The organism is Bacillus sp. LUNF1 (assembly GCF_011008975.1).
Classification (GTDB): domain Bacteria; phylum Bacillota; class Bacilli; order Bacillales; family Bacillaceae; genus Bacillus; species Bacillus velezensis.
On sequence record NZ_CP048876.1, the window covers coordinates 2,881,830 to 2,897,601 of the forward strand.

General features: G+C 47.8%; 16 protein-coding genes. 2 read left to right on the top strand and 14 right to left on the bottom strand.

Annotated elements, in window-relative coordinates; all coding sequences use genetic code 11:
- Positions 1–29 precede the first annotated feature (29 nt).
- From ccpA to G4O42_RS14170, 10 genes are all read right to left on the bottom strand, one after another.
- Positions 30–1,034: a catabolite control protein A gene (gene ccpA / locus G4O42_RS14125; protein ID WP_032873629.1), complete on the bottom strand. Its 1,005-nt coding sequence runs from the start codon at positions 1,032–1,034 to the stop codon at positions 30–32.
- A 279-nt stretch (positions 1,035–1,313) separates the two neighbouring features.
- On the bottom strand, positions 1,314–2,390 hold the full coding sequence (locus G4O42_RS14130; protein ID WP_003152383.1) for a bifunctional 3-deoxy-7-phosphoheptulonate synthase/chorismate mutase: 1,077 nt from the start codon (positions 2,388–2,390) through the stop codon (positions 1,314–1,316).
- Between the two features lie 236 nt (positions 2,391–2,626).
- Positions 2,627–2,953, bottom strand: a complete 327-nt coding sequence (gene ytxJ, locus G4O42_RS14135) for a bacillithiol system redox-active protein YtxJ (protein ID WP_007408776.1) — start codon at positions 2,951–2,953, stop codon at positions 2,627–2,629.
- A 25-nt stretch (positions 2,954–2,978) separates the two neighbouring features.
- Positions 2,979–3,392 carry a YtxH domain-containing protein gene (locus tag G4O42_RS14140; protein WP_003152380.1) on the bottom strand — a complete coding sequence of 138 codons (414 nt, stop codon included), beginning with the start codon at positions 3,390–3,392 and terminating at the stop codon, positions 2,979–2,981.
- 32 nt (positions 3,393–3,424) lie between these two features.
- On the bottom strand, positions 3,425–3,847 hold the full coding sequence (locus G4O42_RS14145) for a DUF948 domain-containing protein (RefSeq protein WP_007408777.1): 423 nt from the start codon (positions 3,845–3,847) through the stop codon (positions 3,425–3,427).
- Positions 3,848–4,002: 155 nt separating this feature from the next.
- Positions 4,003–5,301, bottom strand: coding sequence for a UDP-N-acetylmuramate--L-alanine ligase (gene murC / locus G4O42_RS14150; RefSeq protein WP_032873626.1), 1,299 nt, complete (start codon positions 5,299–5,301; stop codon positions 4,003–4,005).
- A gap of 240 nt (positions 5,302–5,541) precedes the next feature.
- Positions 5,542–8,145, bottom strand: a complete 2,604-nt coding sequence (locus tag G4O42_RS14155) for a DNA translocase FtsK (RefSeq protein WP_032873624.1) — start codon at positions 8,143–8,145, stop codon at positions 5,542–5,544.
- Between the two features lie 166 nt (positions 8,146–8,311).
- Complete coding sequence (gene ytpR, locus G4O42_RS14160; RefSeq protein ID WP_003152375.1) at positions 8,312–8,917, bottom strand: YtpR family tRNA-binding protein; 606 nt, start codon at positions 8,915–8,917, stop codon at positions 8,312–8,314.
- A 14-nt stretch (positions 8,918–8,931) separates the two neighbouring features.
- Entirely contained in the window at positions 8,932–9,741 is an 810-nt protein-coding gene (locus G4O42_RS14165; protein WP_079891120.1) for a DUF1444 domain-containing protein, read from the bottom strand.
- Between the two features lie 15 nt (positions 9,742–9,756).
- A complete protein-coding gene (locus tag G4O42_RS14170; RefSeq protein ID WP_003152373.1) occupies positions 9,757–10,080 on the bottom strand; it encodes a thioredoxin family protein in 324 nt (107 codons plus the stop codon).
- A gap of 197 nt (positions 10,081–10,277) precedes the next feature.
- On the opposite strand from G4O42_RS14170, the gene G4O42_RS14175 reads away from it, so the two are divergent.
- Entirely contained in the window at positions 10,278–10,724 is a 447-nt protein-coding gene (locus G4O42_RS14175; RefSeq protein WP_032873622.1) for a YtoQ family protein, read from the top strand.
- Between the two features lie 33 nt (positions 10,725–10,757).
- On the opposite strand, the gene G4O42_RS14180 is transcribed toward G4O42_RS14175, so the two are convergent.
- A complete protein-coding gene (locus G4O42_RS14180) occupies positions 10,758–11,831 on the bottom strand; it encodes a M42 family metallopeptidase (RefSeq protein WP_032873620.1) in 1,074 nt (357 codons plus the stop codon).
- Between the two features lie 158 nt (positions 11,832–11,989).
- Between G4O42_RS14180 and G4O42_RS14185 the strand changes: the two genes are divergently transcribed.
- Positions 11,990–12,307: a PepSY domain-containing protein gene (locus G4O42_RS14185; protein WP_003152366.1), complete on the top strand. Its 318-nt coding sequence runs from the start codon at positions 11,990–11,992 to the stop codon at positions 12,305–12,307.
- 55 nt (positions 12,308–12,362) lie between these two features.
- Here G4O42_RS14185 and G4O42_RS14190 read toward each other — a convergent pair whose 3' ends face one another.
- The 3 genes from G4O42_RS14190 to trmB all read right to left on the bottom strand — a co-directional run bounded on the left by G4O42_RS14190 (position 12,363) and on the right by trmB (position 15,696).
- Complete coding sequence (locus G4O42_RS14190) at positions 12,363–14,060, bottom strand: NAD-dependent malic enzyme (RefSeq protein ID WP_032873618.1); 1,698 nt, start codon at positions 14,058–14,060, stop codon at positions 12,363–12,365.
- Positions 14,061–14,138: 78 nt separating this feature from the next.
- Positions 14,139–14,984, bottom strand: a complete 846-nt coding sequence (locus tag G4O42_RS14195; protein WP_032873616.1) for a YtnP family quorum-quenching lactonase — start codon at positions 14,982–14,984, stop codon at positions 14,139–14,141.
- A gap of 58 nt (positions 14,985–15,042) precedes the next feature.
- Positions 15,043–15,696 carry a tRNA (guanosine(46)-N7)-methyltransferase TrmB gene (gene trmB / locus G4O42_RS14200; protein ID WP_032873614.1) on the bottom strand — a complete coding sequence of 218 codons (654 nt, stop codon included), beginning with the start codon at positions 15,694–15,696 and terminating at the stop codon, positions 15,043–15,045.
- Positions 15,697–15,772 lie beyond the last annotated feature (76 nt).

Consider the following 15,772-nt stretch of genomic DNA (forward strand, 5'->3'; position numbering starts at 1 on the left):
CTCAGAGTGAAGCTTGCTTTTCCGTTTTTTTATGACTTGGTTGATTGTCTTAATTCGATGCGGTGAGGCAATTCGACGATATGCTCTTCAACCGGCTCTTTGTTCATCAGTTTTGTCAAAAGTCTCATCGCCACGGCGCCGATATCGTACGTAGGCTGCACGACTGTTGAAAGCTGAGGGCGGACCATCAGGCTCAATCTCGTATTGTCAAAACCGATAATATCAAGATCATCAGGAATCGAAAGACCTTGATCTTGGGCCGCATGGATAATGCCGAGGGCCATTTCATCCGTCGCAGAAAGAATCGCCGTCGGTTTCCGGTCAAGGCCCATCAAGCTTTGAAGCGCCTCCATACCGGAATCATAGGTGTAATCGCCTTCCGCTACGAATTGCTCGTTAAACGGAATCGCCGCTTCTTCAAGCGCCAGTTTGTACCCTTGCAGTTTTTTCGAACGGTTGATCGGCTCTTGCATCGGTCCGGAGACGAATGCAATATCGCGATGCCCTTTATCAATGAAAAGCTTAACGGCATCATAAATCGCCTGTTCATAATCAATGGCGACAGAAGGCGTCTCGCCCTGTTCTTCCACTGATGCCGCCAAGACGATCGGCACAGGAGAGCGCTTAAATTCTTCGACATGCTCGTCCGTAATGTTGCCGCCCATAAATACGATACCGTCCACTTGTTTGCCAAGCATCGTATTTAACAGATGCAGTTCTTTCTCAAGATTTTGGTCCGAGTTGCTTAATATAATATTATATTTGTACATCGTCGCGATATCTTCAATTCCACGCGCAAGTTCAGAGTAGAAAATGCTTGAGATATCAGGGATGATGACGCCGACCGTTGTCGTTTTTTTGCTTGCAAGCCCTCTTGCCACCGCGTTCGGGCGGTAGCCGAGCCGGTCAATGGCTTCCAATACTTTTTTTCTGGTCGTCGGTTTTACATTCGGGTTGCCGTTCACGACGCGGGAAACAGTCGCCATACTGACATTTGCTTCTCTGGCCACATCGTATATCGTAATGTTGCTCACTGAAACCACTCCTTTTACTGGATACACTTATCCTTATCTATAGCATAAACACTTTATGTAAAGAAATGTCGTACGATTTCGCATTCTGTCGTTTATGATTGTAAGCGTAAGTCAGTAGTGTACATTATTTTTCATTATTCATCAAATTTAAATATCTCTCATGAAATTATACGCGTTTTTCCCAGTGATGAAAACGTTCACTTTCATTTTATAATTAAATAAAATGAAGATACGAAAAAAAAGCCGCGCGAGGCGGCCTTTAAAGAGCGGAACGTTGTATTATGCTTTTACTTTCAGCATTGGCTTTAATTCGTTCAGCCATTTCTCGAATTCAGGTATATCCATCTGCTGCGCAGAGTCTGAAAGGGCAACGGAAGGATCAGGGTGAACTTCGGCCATCACGCCGTCAGCGCCGATCGCAAGCGCCGCTTTTGCTGTCGGAAGCAGGAGATCGCGGCGGCCTGTTGAGTGTGTGACGTCAACAAACACCGGCAAGTGAGTTTCCTGTTTCAAAATCGGCACGGCAGAAATGTCGAGTGTGTTTCTCGTTGCCGTTTCGTACGTTCTGATTCCGCGCTCACAAAGAATGATTTGGTCGTTTCCTTGTGACATGATGTATTCAGCTGCATTGATGAACTCTGAAATTGTTGCGGCAAGACCGCGTTTTAACAATACCGGCTTTTTAACGGAGCCGGCCGCTTTCAGCAATTCAAAGTTTTGCATGTTCCGCGCGCCGATCTGAATGACGTCAATGTAATCAATCGCTTGCTCAATGTGTGCGGGCGTTACGATTTCACTGATCACCGCGAGGTCATATTCATCAGCGACGCGTTTAAGAATTTGCAGGCCTTCTACGCCGAGACCTTGGAAATCATACGGACTTGTGCGGGGTTTAAACGCGCCCCCGCGCAGGATTTTAATGCCTTGTTTTTTCGCTGCGGCCGCTACTTCGGCAACCTGCTCATAGCTTTCTACGGCACAAGGTCCGACGATGAATCTCTGATCGCCGTCACCGATTTTTTCACCTTTTATGTCAACGATCGTATCTTCTGCTTTTTTCTTCCGGGAGACGAGCAACGCTTTGCTGTGGTCCTCTTCTTGAAGTTCAAGTCCGGCTTTGAAAATTTCTTTGAAAATATGCTGGATCGTTGAGTTTTCAAATGGGCCGTCATTGCTTTCAATTATGCGGTTAAGCATTGTACGCTCTCTGACAGGGTCAAATCGGTTGACACCCTGTGCTTCCTTTGCTTTACCGATTTCTTTTACAACGGCTCCGCGTTCATTAATTAATTTAAGGATTTCTAAGTTTAGTGCGTCTGCCTGCTGTCTTAGGCTCTCTAATTCCTTGTTGCTCATCTTTTTCATCCCTTCTATGCTATGTTTTATTTTAATGGTTAACATGCATCTTACTACAGTTATGCGAAAATAGGAATATGAAATAATAAATTTTTTCACATTCGGCTTTATCACAAAAACGCTTTTAAGCTTTTATGCGTTGAAGCGGTATATATTGATATCCTACATGATCCGGCTGAAATGATCAATAGTTTTTTTCAAAAAAAAAACCGCCGGTATCAACCGGCGGCCAGCAATTATGAAAGGTGCTGCTCTATTGCGTTTTTTGTGATTTGTGAATGAGACGCGTGCCATTTCACTTCGCCGTTTGCAATGACGAATACTTGCGGACTTTCATGTTTCACGCCGTATGTCTCGGCGATATAGTTTGAAAGCGGCCGGCTGTCCTGCACCTGCAGGTAATAAGAAGGCACTTCCGAATGCGCCGATGCAAAGGCGTCAAACTCCTGAAACGCGGCTTGGCTGATCGGGCAGGTTGTGCTGTGTTTCAAAAACACGAGCGTGTTTTCTTTCTCAGCGGCATTTTTGAACTCTTCTTCAGACGATATCAGCTGTTTTGTCATGTCGGTTATCTCTCCTTATTGAAGATCAGCGATTTGCCTGACCGGCTTTTTCCCCGGCGTCTTCCGCTTCGGCCTTGATGCTTTGGGCCGTGTCCTGCATTTCGCTTCTCGTCTCTTCGGCTTTCTCGGTTAGTGTGCTCTTAGAACGGTCTTTTAAATCCTTCACTTTATTCATAATCTGGCCTGACTGATCAGCTACCAGCTGGGTGATATTAGATGTTTTGTCCTTGGCGATGCTGACATATTGAGAGCCTTTTTCTTTCGCGTCGGCCGTCATTCTGTCCGTCTTATCCTTTAACGCAGAAGCCTGACTGCCGAGATCGTCGCGCAGCTCCTTACCTGATTTAGGCGCCAGAAACAACGCCGTTGTCGCGCCGATAATTCCCCCGATCAGCGTTCCGATTAAAAAATCCTTACTATTGATTCCATCTTTGCTCATTATGATTCCTCCTTAGTGGATTTTTCTTATGATTAAAGCGATGTTTTTTTCTTTTGCTTCCACTTGTCCCATATTTCCATAGCGGCCTGGCTCCAGGTGACAACCTGACTGATCTTATCCTGATTCTCTCTTACAGAGGCCGTAACGGAACCTGCTGCCTGCTTTATGGATGTATTAAACTGCTGGACGGAAGTTCCCACTTCCTGGACAGCATGGACAACCGTATTTAATTTCTCTGATTTTTCCTGAATGTCTTCCGCGAGACGGTTTGTCTTATGTAACAGCTCGGTTGTCTCTGCGGTAATGCCTTTCATCTGCCCTTCAAGGCCGTCTAAAGTCGATGCTACGTTTGTTAAGGTCATCTGCACGGACTTTAATGTTTTGGACAGATAGATGACGAGGATGAGAAATGCAACGGCAATGAGTGCGACGCTTAAGTAAAGAATGATGATCATCTAATACCTCCTTAATGCAGGATATAGTGGTATATACCCAATTCTTAAAATGATAAACATATATGAAAGATCTGTATGTATACTATTTCTCCGTTTCTCGGTAAATCCCTTTGCAGCACGCACAAAAAAGCAGTGAGAGCCCCACTGCTTTTTCGTTACGCTATGACGTTTTCATAGGCTCTCATATATTTTTGAATGTCTCCGGCGCCCATGAAGATCAGCACTGCGCCTTCATGCGCTTTTAACACGGATGTGTCATTTTCTTCAATGAGTTCTGCATTATCGATTTTTTCCTGAAGATCCGTGATCGTGAGCTTGCCGACGTTCTCGCGGGCAGAACCGAAAATGTCACACAGATACACGCGATCGGCCGCGCTTAAGCTTTCTGCGAATTCATCCAAGAATGATTGCGTCCGTGTAAACGTATGCGGCTGAAATACCGCGATGATTTCACGTTCGGGATATTTTTGGCGCGCCGCCTCAATCGTGACTTTGATTTCAGTCGGATGGTGGGCGTAGTCGTCGATCAGCACCTGGCTGCCGATCACTTTTTCATTGAATCTGCGTTTGACGCCGCCGAATGATTCAAGTCCGAGCTTAATCATGTTCACGTCTATCTCTTCATAGTGGCAGAGCGCAATGACCGCTAAGGAATTGAGGACATTGTGATGGCCGTATGCCGGGATGTAGAACGTATCGTAAAACGTATTGCGGACAAAGACGTCAAATGTCGTGCCTTCCGTATTTTTTACGATGTTTCTCGCTTGAAAATCGTTTTCTTCTCCCGTGCCGTAATAAACGACAGGCACATTGGCGTGAATTTTCGGCAGGTACTCGTCATCACCGCAGGCAATGATGCCTTTGTTGACTTGAAGCGCCATGTTTTGGAAAGCATCAAACACATCGTCAATGTTGGCGAAATAATCAGGGTGGTCAAAATCAATATTCGTCATAATCGCATAATCAGGCTGATAGCTTAAGAAATGACGGCGGTACTCGCAAGCTTCAAATACAAAGTATTCGCTGCTTTCATTTCCTCTGCCCGTTCCGTCCCCGATAAGAAACGAAGTCGGCTTCGCCTGCTGCATCACGTGTGCCAAGAGGCCCGTTGTGGACGTCTTGCCGTGTGCGCCCGTTACCGCGACACTTGTATATTTTTTCATATATTCAGCTAAAAATTTATGATATCTGATGACAGGAATCCCTTCAGCGAGCGCCTTTGCGATTTCCGGATGAGAATCAGGGAATGCGTTTCCGGCGATTACCGTTAAGCCGGGTTTGATGTTATCGGCGCTGAACGGATAGATCGGGATATTTCTTTTTTCAAGGGCAGCCTGAGTGAAAATCTGCTTCTCGATATCCGATCCCTGCACCTGATACCCTGTATCATGCAGGATTTGAGCAAGCGGGCTCATACCTGTCCCTTTTATTCCAACAAAATGATAAACAGTCATAATCGTACCTCCAACAAACGTCTATCTGTTCCCCAGTATATGACGCTCATTTCATTTTGCGACCGCCGCGGGCAAAAAGCCCGCACAGCGGCGCTTCCATTTATTTTTACGTTATCGTCAGTATCTGTAACTTTCTTTTTGATTAAACCTGCCGCATGATATTTCAGCGCGTGACAGTGATGCAGTTTTGATGGTCCATCCACTATCATACCATGTTTGTGAGAAAAATGAACGATATTCTTATTCTTGAGCAATGTCAGCGGCCGTAATCAGCACTTCACGGGGCTTGCTGCCCTTCGCTTCTGAGATCATGCCCTCGGCTTCCATCATGTCAATCAGCCTTGCGGCGCGGTTATAACCGATTCGGAACCTTCTTTGAAGGCTTGAGGTGCTGGCACTGTTTTGCTCCACGACGAATTGGCACGCCTCAGGAAACAGTTCGTCTTCTTCCTTGAGGGCAGTTCCCTGCCTGATCAGTTCTTCCTGTTCAAACAAATAAGAAGGCGGCAGCTGCTTTCTGACATGAGAGACGACGCGGTCAATTTCTCTGTCGGATACAAAGTTGCCTTGCAGGCGCACCGGTTTTCCGGTACCGTTTTCCCAGTACAGCATGTCGCCTTTTCCGAGCAGCTTTTCCGCTCCCGCCATGTCGATGATCGTTCTGGAATCTACCTGGCTTGAGACGGAGAATGCAATCCTCGTCGGTATGTTTGCCTTAATCATTCCGGTAATGACATCGACAGACGGACGCTGTGTCGCGACAAGCAGATGAATGCCGCAGGCTCTCGCTTTCTGCGCGATTCTGGCAATGCTTTCTTCCACATCGTTCGGCGCGACCATCATTAAATCGGCAAGCTCATCAATAACCACTACGAGGTACGGGAGCTTTTCGCCTGTCTTATGATCGGCGGTTAATTCATTAAAGCGGCCGATATCTCTCACACCCGAATGGGCAAACAGTTCATATCGCCGTTCCATCTCTTCCACAACCCATTTTAACGCGGCGGTCGCGGCTTTGGCGTCCGTGATGACGGGGCTGACCAAATGCGGAATTTGGTTATAAGGCGCAAGCTCGACCATTTTCGGATCAATCAGAAGCATTTTGACATCACTCGGATCCGCCTTATAAAGCAGACTGACCAAAATGGTATTGATGCAGACGCTTTTTCCCGATCCTGTCGCACCCGCTATCAACCCGTGCGGCATCTTTTTCAAATCAATGACGACCGGGTTTCCGGAAATATCGACACCGAGCGCGGCTGTAAGCGGAGACGGATTCGTCCTGAAAGCGGCGCTTCTGATCATCTGCCTTAAATCGACGACTTTGCTTACACGGTTCGGAACTTCAATGCCGATCGTGTTTTTACCGGGGATCGGCGCCTCAATCCGAATATCCTTGGCAGACAGGCTCAGTTTAATATCATCTGCTAAGTTTGTAATTTTGTTCACTTTCACTCCGGGCTCAGGATGCACTTCAAAACGTGTGACGGACGGGCCTTGTGTGACATGAACGACTTGGGCGCGCACATTAAAGTTTTTCAGTGTAACGTTTAAAAGCTCGCGCTGTTCTTCAATCCACGATTGGTCGTCATGTCTTTGCGCCGGCGGTACGTCCAGAAGCGACAGATTCGGAAAGACATAGCTCGCTCCGCCCTCCGGCGTCTTCGTCTGCTTGTGTTTATCGCTTTTAAGCATCATGACGTTAAACGGAACATTGCGCTCTTTCGGCCGCTCCGCTTTTCTCACAGTCTGAGGCTGTCCGGGATACTCCGTTTTTTCTTCGGCAGGCCGGGACGGAGCATCGGCCGTCTCGATGCTTGCAGGTTCAGGCTCGGGCTCTGAATGCCGCGTGACTTCATTGTACTCAGGCTGAGAGTCTGCTTCCTGTTTCGCGTCGGTTTCAGCTGATTCGGGCTTGTCTTCAGACTGCGGCTGAACTTCCTCATCGTATCCGGGTTCTGTGTATGTATACACCGGTTCTTCTGCGGTTTCAAAAGGCGGTGCTTTTTCCGGCTCAGGCTCCTGATATTCCTCCTGCGGCGCCGCTTGTTCCTCTGTGTTGTCAGCCGTTCGGGATGCTTCATACTCAGGCTCTTCAATAGGCTGCGGGCGGGTTTGTTCATGCTCTTGTTCTTCTGTAAAGCCGGCAGATTCCGCGCTTTCCGTGTGCTCCCGCTCTTCAGCCTGCTGCGGTTCTGGTGCTGCAAACACTTGCTCTTTTGCATTCTCAGCCTCGGTGTGAAGCTCCTCTTTTTTAACGGCCTGGATTTCTTCCGTTTCTTGTTTCACAAACGGGTCTGGCCGGTCATTCGTCTGTTTTGTTATGCCGGATGTTGTGAAGACGGGCTCTTTTTCCGTTTCCTGACGGGCTTTTGTCGGAACAAATTGCTCCTCTGACAGCAGTGTTACGTTCTCTTCACGCCGCTTTTCGGATATAGGCGCTTTTTTTATGCTGTGCTGAGATTGAAAGCCGTAAACCGGTGAAGGAATGGATGACGGTTTAAAGGGCTTTTTCACCGTTTCAGGCTCTTTATGTGTATGCTGTTTCCGCTCGGTTTGCTCCTTCCCGGCGGCATAATCCCGGGACGGCTGGCGGCGTTCGTGCCTTTCCCGCTGTCTTTGGTTTTGCTCCGTTCGCTTATAGCCGTCCGGAACGACGGGGAAGCGGAAATTCCCTTTCGGATATTCGTAATATATTTTAGGATCTTCCATGCGCGTGAATTTGCCTTCTGGCTGATCCGGTATCTGCTGTTTCGGGATTTGGGCATGCGTGTTTGGTTCACGTTCATGCTCTTCTTCTTTTTCACCTAAAAATAAGTCAAAAAATTTATTCAGCCAACTCATGTTTAATCACTCTCTAACTCCCTTTTTAGTAGTCTGGGACGATATTAGTATACCATTGCCGGGCGGCTCAGAAAAGATTAAGCTCCCAACTGAAGAAAGCCGTTAAGCAGGCCTGCTTAACGGCTTTCTCTCACATCATTCGATTCTGTGCGCTTATTTATGGGAGTTAGAATTGAAATGCTTCGCCGGCCTCGCGGCTGTCTTCAAGAACAAGAATCCCTTTTTCCGCCGGCGCATCCGGCAAAGCGAGTTCTTTCGCGGAGCAGATCATGCCGCTTGACGGAACGCCTCTTAATTCAGCGTCTTTAATCACAAGTCCGCTCGGCATTACCGCGCCGACTTTAGCGACGACGACTTTTTGCCCTTTGTCCACGTTCGGCGCGCCGCAAACGATTTGAAGGGTTTCCTCTCCCACATTCACTTGGCAGATATTCAGTTTATCCGCATTCGGATGTTTTTCTTTCGATTCAACGTGACCGACAACAAATTTCGGAGAAAGGTCAACCGTCAGCGTTTCTGAGACGCCGTTTCTGTTCAGTATTTCATTCACATCCTGAACGAATGTCTCAGACAAAGCGACGGGGCCGTTGTCCTCAATCTGTAAGTAAGAAGACACGTTAAAAATGTTAAAGCCCGTCGTTTCTTTTGTTTCTTTGTTAAAGATTCTGACGACATCGCCTTCTCTTTCATAGCCGATTTCTTCGCGTGCTGCATCTTTAAGAGAGATCAGAAGCGTATCTCCCACACCTTCTTTATTGTAAAAAGCGTTCATAAGAAAAATCCTTTCTAATCCTTTTTCGGCCGGCTTTTCGCCATGATAAACACAGGTTCCAGTCTGCCTTCATTATACAGAAATGAAAGGGCCGTAATCGGCACCGTGCCGCTTGCAAAGAAGCTCATGGACATTTGCCCTAAAATATCATAACCCGATTCATTTCGAATGTCAGCAAGTATTAATACATCCTGGTGCGGGATTGAAATCGCCAATTCGCCTTCAGCGGCCTGCTTGTATTCATGAAGAATCGAATCATTGAGAATCCGGCTGGCGTCATAGCCGTCATTCGCCCTGAAAAAATAAAAATAATTGTCCGCAACCGTATCCTGTTTCACGACCGAAGGAAGAGAGCGGAGATTGAATGACGCCGTCTCCCTGATGCGTTCTTTTGTCCAGTTTTCTTTCTCGAGCATCCGGCTGTCAATTAAGCGGTACGTCTTACCGAGGTCAAGCGCGTAGTAGATTCTTGTTTCGGCCGTATGGTCATCATACACGAGCGGAATGCCGTCGCTCGTTTGATCGGGAAATGATGTGGAGCGGATGACCGGATAGATTCCGGCTTCCTTTCCGGACATCTCCTGTCCGCTGCCTTCCATCGCCTCCATTGCTTCTGACACATAGTAGACGATTTCGTCGATCGCTTCTTCTTTTTTCGTCTCCCACTTCGCAATGATCGGCGGGAGCTCCAATGTGATGCCTTTTTTGGTCGTTTGATCCTCAACACGGAGGGTGTCTTTTTCTCTGTCAAAAAAGAAGGATCGGTTCTCGTGCTGCAGGCGCTGTTTTAATAAATCCGCCAGCTTCCTTGAGGTCATTTTCAAAGCCCGTGGCCTCCTTTATGCTTTAGCAAGGGAATCGGTTAAAAATTGCTCAATTTCTTCTTTTGTTTTACGGTCTTTGCTGACGAAGCGGTTCACTTCTTTTCCTCCGTTAAACACAACAAAGCTCGGAATGCCGTAAATTTCCCATTCCGCGCATGTATCAATAAATTGATCGCGGTCTACGTAGTAATAAGTGAATTCAGGAAAGTCCGCTTCCAGCTCAGGGAGAAACGGCTCCACAAAGCGGCAGTCCGGGCACCAATCCGCTGAAAACATAAATACCGCCCAATCGTCTTGTACCGCTTTTTGCAATTCTTCCGTGCTTTCAATCTTTTTCATTGTCATTCCTCCATCTGGATTATGAGTTTTTTATATGCTGATGTTTGTCCAATTGGATCATACCAGACTGTGTACGGCAAGACCAACTATATGCAATATCATTATCATATTTCATTTGCATTATCAAGCAAGTTTCGTTTACCATTTTGCTTGTAGCCGTACGAAAATCTGAATATGTACATAAGGAGGGGCAAAAGATGCAGTTTGTCGTGTATTTAGCGGGTGAAATCCACAGTGAGTGGCGGGATGAGCTCAAACAAAAAGCAACAGCGCTGGACCTGCCGATTACGTTTGTCGGCCCGATGGAAAACCATGAACGCTCAGACAATATCGGAGAAGAGATTATGGGCGTGCAGCCCGATTCTGTTTTAAAAGACGCCAGAGCTTCTGATATCAACAATTTCCGTACAGAAGTGCTGATGGAAAAAGCCGATTTTGTAATCGCCCTGTTTGGCGAGAAATATAAACAGTGGAATACCGCGATGGATGCTTCTTATGCCATCGCAAAAGGAAAGCCGCTCATTCTCATCCGTCCGAAAGAGCTGCATCACCCGCTGAAAGAGCTTTCCGGAAAAGCGAATATCACGGTCGAAACCGTCAATCAAGCGATGAAAGCACTCTCTTATTTATTTGAAATAGAATAAGCAGGCCGCCTTTATGCGGTCCTGCTTATTTTTTTACACATTTTCTCTGATCGTTTCGACCGTCTGTTTGTCACTCGCCATGACCAGCTTAATGAGCATTTCTTTCGCCGCGGCATAATCATCGACATGGATGATAGCGGCATTTGTATGAATGTATCTTGAACAAATGCCGATGACGGCAGACGGAACCCCGCTGTTTGATATGTGGACCCGTCCGGCATCCGTTCCCCCGCCTGAAGCGAAATATTGATAAGGGATATTGTGCGTTTCCGCCATATCAAGGACGAACTCTCTCATCCCGCGGTGCATGACCGTCGTTCTGTCAAGAATGCGGAGCAGCACCCCCTCGCCGAGACGGCCGAACAGCTCCTTATCGCCGCTCATATCATTTGCCGGGCTGGCATCAAGCGCGAAGAAGAGATCGGGCTGAATCATATTGGCCGCTGTCTGCGCCCCTCTCAGGCCGACTTCCTCCTGAACGGTGGCCCCGGCGTACAGATTGTTCGGCAACTCTTTTCCGTGCAGCTCTTTTAATAGTTCAATGCTTAACCCGCAGCCGTAGCGGTTATCCCACGCTTTGGACAATATTTTCTTCTCGTTGGCCATCGGGGTGAACGGGCAGACCGGCACGACCTGCTGTCCCGGTCTGATCCCCATTCTGACCGCGTCCTCTCTGTCATCGGCACCGATATCAATCATCATATTTTTGATCTCCATCGGCTTTGCGCGCTGGGCATCCGTTAAAATGTGGGGCGGGATGCTTGAGATGACGCCGATAATCGGTCCGTTATCCGTCTGCACCTCGACGCGCTGGGCAAGCAGCACCTGACTCCACCAGCCGCCGAGCGTCTGAAATCTCAGCATGCCGTTATCCGTAATCTGCGTTACCATAAACCCGACTTCGTCCATATGGCCGGCTACCATAACGGTCGGCGCATCTTCAGCGCCGCGCCTTACTCCGAAAACACTTCCGAGTCTGTCCTGCACGATGTCATCCGCATATTTCGCAAGCTCCCGTTTCATAAAGGAGCGGACCTGATGTTCATTTCCCGGTGCGCCGGGAAGCTGCGTCAGCGTCCGGAAAAGCGTTTTCGTTTCCTCATTCATATTTTCCCCTCATTTCTATGTAATGCTTTTATTTTATTAGAAAAACAACCGTTTTCCAAGCGCTCAAATTGAATGGGCTGGAAAACCGCCGCTTTACTTAACACCGTCTGGCATCTTCTGTATAATAAAAACTACGACATAATTGGAGGTGCTTCATATTGAAATTACGTCATTTTCTCTTAGGTGCAGGAGTCGGATTATGCGCTGCCATCGCAGTGAAAAAGTATGCGATGAAACCTTATATCTCTTCAGAAAAAGCGCTCCGTATCGTGAAAGCGGCTTTTAAACAGCGCGGGCCGATAGACGGATCATGGATTTACACAGAGCCCGAGCCCTACCAGGTAAACGGAGAAACCATCCAGGTATACAAAACCGGCGTGACACGTTCGGCATTCGGCGAACTGGAGCAATATGAAGTTATGGTCAATGCAAAAACAGGCCAGATTGTCGATGTCATTGATTCTGTCGCCTCATAATTCGGACAAGCAAAAAATAAAGCCCAAAACCATCAGCGTTTTGGGCTTTATTCGGTTACATCGGCCGAATTCGTTTATATACGGGGTGCCACATCGCATCCTGCACCGTTTGAATCAGATCCTCGGGTTCCATTTCCGCTACACCGTCCTGAATGGCCGCTTTCGCTACGGCTACCGCCACAGTTGCCGATACCGTCCTGAGATCCTCCACTTTCGGAAGCATCGGCGCCCCCGGCTTGCCGACGTCCACCATACCGGCGATGGCATTCGCGCAGGCAACGAACATATTGTCCGTAATGAGCCTTGCTTTTGTCACAATCGTGCCGAGTCCGAGTCCCGGGAATACGAGCGCGTTGTTCGCCTGTCCGATATGGTAGGTAACGCCGTTATACGCGACAGGCGGGAATGGACTTCCCGTCGTGACAAGCGCGCGGCCTTCCGTCCATTTAATTAAATCTTCAGGTTTTGCTTCTGATAATGTGGTCGGGTTTGACATCGGCAAAATAGCGGGCCGTTTGACATGTGAGGCCATTTCTTTGACGATTTCTTCCGTAAATGCGCCTGATACAGTGGATGTGCCGATCAGAATCGTCGGCTTGGCCTGACGCACCGTCTCCGCCAGATCAATTGATCCGCCTTCACCGCTGCGGCCGTACTCTTTCACTTCATCAGCAGAGCGCGCGTACGGAACCTGAAAATCACGCAAGTCCTTCATATCATCCGTTAACAATCCGTTTCTGTCGATACACCAAAAATGGCTGTAGGATTCATCTTCGCTTAATCCGTCATGCACCATGGCTTCGCGCAGCTGCTCAGCAATTCCGATACCGGCCGTTCCCGCACCGAAGACGACGACTTTATGCTCTTTTAAAGGCACTTTTGATGCTTTCGCACACGCTAAAACAGCTGCAAGCGATACTGCGCCCGTTCCTTGAATGTCATCATTAAACGTACAGACTTTATCTTTATACCGTTTCAATATGCCGCGGGCGTTAGCCGTACCGAAATCTTCCCAATGAAGCAGCGCATTCGGGAATGTTTCCCGGGCAAGCGAGACATACTCATCAATAAAGCGGTCATATTTCTCGCCGCGCACTCTTGAATGCTGGTTTCCGACATACAGCGGGTCATTTAAGAGGCTTTCCTGATTTGTCCCCGCGTCCAACACGACCGCAAGCACTCGTGACGGATCAATTCCGGCCGCCGCCGTATACACCGCAAGTTTTCCGACAGAAATGGCGATGCCGCCGACGCCCCAGTCACCGATTCCCAGAATGCCCTCGGCATCTGTGGCAACGATTAAGTCAATGTTTTCATTTTTTCCGAACTGCTGAAATGCGGCGCGCATTCCTTCAGGGTCATCTATTGACAAATACAGACCGCGGGGTTTTCTGTACTCATGGCTGTAACGCTGGATCGCGGTGCCGACGGTCGGCGTATAGACGATCGGCAGCATTTCGCCTAAATGATCATTTAACAGCCTGTAAAATAACGTTTCATTCCGATCATGGAGAGCGGTCAAGTAGACATTTTTGCTCAGCTCATCAGGCTGCGAACTGAATTGTTCATAGGCCCGCCTCGCCTGCTCTTCGATTGTCAATACTTTCGGCGGCAGAAACCCCTCGAGTCCGAGTTCCTTTCTTTCCTCCTGTGTAAAGGCCACCCCTTTATTTAAAAAAGGCGTAGAAAGTACTTCTAATCCGCGCAGAGTTGTTTTGATTTCTCCATCTTTCGTCACTTGAAATTGATTCACCTGTCTCTTCCTTTCAAAGCAATTTGTCTTAGGTTTGCTTTTATTCCCGAAATTCATACAGGTAAATCATCGATCCGCCTATTTTTTCTCCCGTCTGACAGATGCAGCCACTTCGCCGTCTTCTCCCCATTTTACCGCTCTGTAAATCGCGTCGTGATAGAAAATCAGCCAGGCGTCTTTTTCTGCCGCGAACGTCTGCCATTTCTGCTTTTGCGGAATAGAGGTCATCGGATAATCATCATAGGCCAGCACCCATAACGGATTTTTATGCGCGTTCGTCGGCATCAGGTCGGCAAAATGCACAGCCGTTTCCCCTTCGTCTTCTAAGACGATGACGCTGTGGCCGTCGCTGTGGCCGCCGGTGTGGTGCATCGTAATGCCTTCTGTCAGCTGATACTCGTTCTCAAAGGTTTCGACCTGATCTTGTACCGCCTCCCAATTTTCTCTCCAATATGTATTTTTCGATCTGATATTAGGGTTTCTCATTTCGCGCCACTCTGTCGCAGAAGTGATAATGCGGGCATTCGGGAAAACAGAGACAAGCTCCTCTCCGCTGTATTCCGTCAGGCCGCATGCATGGTCAAAATGAAGATGGGTCATCGCGGCAATATGAATGTCCTCACAGGAAAGCCCGAGTTCACGAAGAGATTGTTTCAGATTGGATTCCTGTGTTACGCCGTAATTCCTTTTTTGTTTATCAGAGAATTTCCCTCGGCCGATACCCGCGTCAACCATTATATTCAGGCCGTTTTTTCTGATCAAAATCGGGTCTGTTCTTAATTCAATCTGGTTTTTGTCATTTACGGGGTATTTTCTCGACCATAAAGGCTTCGGGACAACGCCGAACATCGCTCCTCCGTCCATATGCGTTACACCGCCGTCCAGCCATGTTAATGAAATATTCCCAATATTCAATGTCTCCATCTTGATCCCTCCTGATGTAATGGTAGCAAATGGCGGCATAAAAAAACAGACTCCCGCATCAGAGTCTGTCTTTTGTTCTCCATTCAACTTCGGCCCGGTAAATCGGCTGGCCGAGCGCGGAGAATTTTTCTTCGTATTCTGTCATAATATTGCCCTTCGGATCGCTGTTGTGCAGATCAAGGCTGACTTCCGTCAGAAGCAGGCCGTATTCGGAAAAGCTTTTCAGAGAGTATTCGAATAAACCGCGGTTATCGGTTTTAAAATGAATCTCACCTGTTTCGCCCATCACTTCTTCGTATTTTTTCAAGAACGTTTTAAATGTTAAACGGCGCTTTTCGTGACGGTTTTTCGGCCACGGGTCAGAAAAGTTTAAATATACGCGCTTGATTTCTCCCCGTTCAAATACGTCATTCAGTGTTTCCGCGTCTATATTTAACAAACGGACATTGTGAGCCTCGCTGTCCTTTACTTTTTGAACGGCAGTGACGATGACGCTTTTAAACAGCTCAATTCCGATATAGTTGATATCCGGATTCTGCTTGGCCATTCCTGAAATGAACTGCCCTTTTCCCGTACCGACTTCAATATGGATCGGGTTGTCATTGCCAAAGACCGTGTTCCATCGCCCTTTATACTGGGCCGGATCACTGATGGCGATGTCAGCGTTTTCTGCCAGAAAATCATTCGCCCAAGGTTTATGGCGCATTCTCATATGATTGACACCTCTATCTATAATTTCGAGTAACAACATACCATGAAACATAAAGAGCCGCAAGCGCCTTTTAAAG